The 2383-nt window shown below is 58.9% G+C and carries 3 protein-coding genes; all 3 read left to right on the plus strand.

What is annotated here, in order from left to right:
* Positions 1 to 592: methyl-accepting chemotaxis protein (locus Q0341_RS02695; protein ID WP_299510375.1), on the plus strand; the 592-nt coding region annotated here is incomplete at its 5' end.
* An 11-nt stretch (positions 593 to 603) separates the two neighbouring features.
* Positions 604 to 1467, plus strand: a complete 864-nt coding sequence (locus Q0341_RS02700) for a protein-glutamate O-methyltransferase CheR (RefSeq protein ID WP_299510377.1) — start codon at positions 604 to 606, stop codon at positions 1465 to 1467.
* Between the two features lie 3 nt (positions 1468 to 1470).
* Positions 1471 to 2383, plus strand: a 913-nt coding sequence (gene cheB, locus Q0341_RS02705; RefSeq protein WP_299510378.1) for a chemotaxis-specific protein-glutamate methyltransferase CheB, incomplete at its 3' end; no start/stop codon positions are given.

Raw genomic sequence — 2383 nt, forward strand, 5'->3', positions numbered from 1 at the left:
CGAGGCAGGTGCGGGCTTTGCCGTCGTCGCCGACGAGGTTCGCTCCCTGGCCCAGCGCAGTGCCATGGCCGCCCACGAATCGGCCGAAAAAATCGAAGCCTCCATCCGCAACAGCCGCATGGGCGCTGTATCGCTCGAACGGGTCCACGAATCCTTGGGACAAATCGAAGTCAAGATCGGCCAAACCGATGCGCTGGTCGCCGAAATCAGCTTAGCCGCCCGCGAACAAGCCCAAGGCATTGAACACGTCAGCGTCGCCATCGATCAAATGAGCAAAGTCGCGCAAGATACCGCAGACAGCGCCAGTCAGATCGCCCATGCTGCAGAGCAAACACACAGCCAAGCCATGAGCGCGGAAGACCTGGTCGAGCAAGGCATCCAAGTGATAGGTTTCAGTATCCGTCGACAAGACCGTGCGCCCTCAACGCGCCCCACCCCCAAAGTCACGCCCCAAAAACAACGCAGCGAGCGCGTCAGCGCAAGTGCGGCAAAAACCCACCGCGCCCAAGCTCAAAATCACCTGGCCTACGGCGACAAACCACAACTGCATGCACCGGAGCCAACGTCTGAGCAGCACTTCAAAGACTTCTGAACCCGCTCTGCATGACCGCTACAACTCAATGGGGCTTGGATCGACTCCCACCGATGTCCGACCAGACCTACCAAAACCTGTGCCGCCTGATCCACCAACACAGCCGAATCCACCTGACCCCCAACAAGCTCATCTTGTTGTCCAGTCGGCTGGGCAAACGGGTGCGCGAATTGGGTCTGAGCTCTTGGGACGATTACCTGCACTGGCTCCAGCAACACCGTGAATCAGAGCTGGACACCCTGATCGACCTGATCGCCACCAACCACACCCATTTTTTTAGGGAAATCGTGCACTTTGAGAAGGTCTCTTCGCAATTGCTGAACGAACTCTTGCGCCACAGCCCTACGGCGGGTCAAGTTCAGCGCTGCTGGTCGGCTGCCAGCTCCAGTGGCGAAGAAGCCTTCAGCCTGGCCATCGTATTGAGTGAATATGCTGCGCAAAAACCGGGCGGACTGCGCTGGCAAATTGACGCAACCGACATCTCCAACCGCGCCATCCAAAAAGCCAGACAAGCGGTGTACCCGATGGACAGACTGGGCCTGCCCGAGCCCTCGTTGATGCACAAATACTTTCAAAAAGGCAGCGGCCCCTTCTCGCAAAGCTGCAAAGTCAAAGATGAGCTGCGAAGAAAAGTGAACTTTCACAGAATGAACCTTTTTGACAAAAACTATGCAATCCCCCAGCCGCAGCATCTGGTGTTTTGTCGCAATGTGTTGATCTATTTCGATCTCCAATCGCAAGCCGAGCTGATTCACCGCATGCACGATGTACTCGAACCCGGGGGCTACCTGATCGTGGGCCACTCCGACAGTTTGCTGCGCACACCCCACCCCTTCCAAGCACTTGGCAACAGCATTTACCAGCGAAAGCGATAAACCATGTGGACGGGCAAAACACCACGCATCAAGGTCCTGGTGATCGACGACTCGGCCTTGGTCCGAAAAACCATCACAGAAACACTGACCCTGGACCCCGAGATCGAAGTGGTCGGCGTGGCCAACGACCCCTTGATCGCCATGGACAAAGTCGCACGGCTGCAGCCCGATGTGATCACACTGGACATGGAAATGCCCCGCATGGACGGCCTGACCTACTTGCGCCAAATGCAGGCAGAACGATCGCCTGTGGCGGTGGTGGTCATCAGCTCGCTCACCCAACAAGGCTCCAACGTCGCGCTCGCGGCCATGGACGCCGGAGCCAGTGAAATTCTGGCCAAACCCGACGGCAACACCTCGATTGGCGCATTGGCCGCCAAACTGTCATTCCATGTCAAAGCAGCTTATGCCGCCAAACAACGCATTCGCCACCACGCCAAAGCCCCAGTCGCACAAGCGGTCAGACCAGCCCAAGTCAGCCACCCCGCCAGCCATGCCAAACGCGGAGACCGCCGATTGATCGTGATCGGAGCCTCCACCGGTGGCGTCGAAGCGCTCAGAAGCCTTCTGCCCGCACTGCCCCAAGGTTTGCCGCCCATCTTGGTCGTGCAGCACATCCCGGCATTTTTCTCCAAGGCCGTGGCCGAGCGTCTGAACACACTGACCCCTTATGAAGTGCGCGAAGCCGTCAACGACGAAGCCATCTTGCCCGGCGAATGCCTCATTGCACCCGGCAACCACCACCTCATGGTGGTGGCCGACGCGCACGGCTACCGCACCCGCCTCACCCAAAGCCCGCCAGTGCACCACTGCCGCCCAGCTGTCGATCTTTTGTTCAGATCGGCTGCACAAACCGCAGGCGCGCGCACCCTGGCGATCTTGCTCACCGGCATGGGCAGCGATGGTGCCCTGGGCA

Source organism: uncultured Limnohabitans sp., from assembly GCF_937889215.1.
Lineage (GTDB): Bacteria > Pseudomonadota > Gammaproteobacteria > Burkholderiales > Burkholderiaceae_C > Limnohabitans_A.

Bases quoted from the DNA above. Each gene is read 5' to 3' on its own strand.
- Q0341_RS02700 (WP_299510377.1), top strand. From the start codon at position 604: ATGACCGCTACAACTCAATGGGGCTTGGATCGACTCCCACCGATGTCC.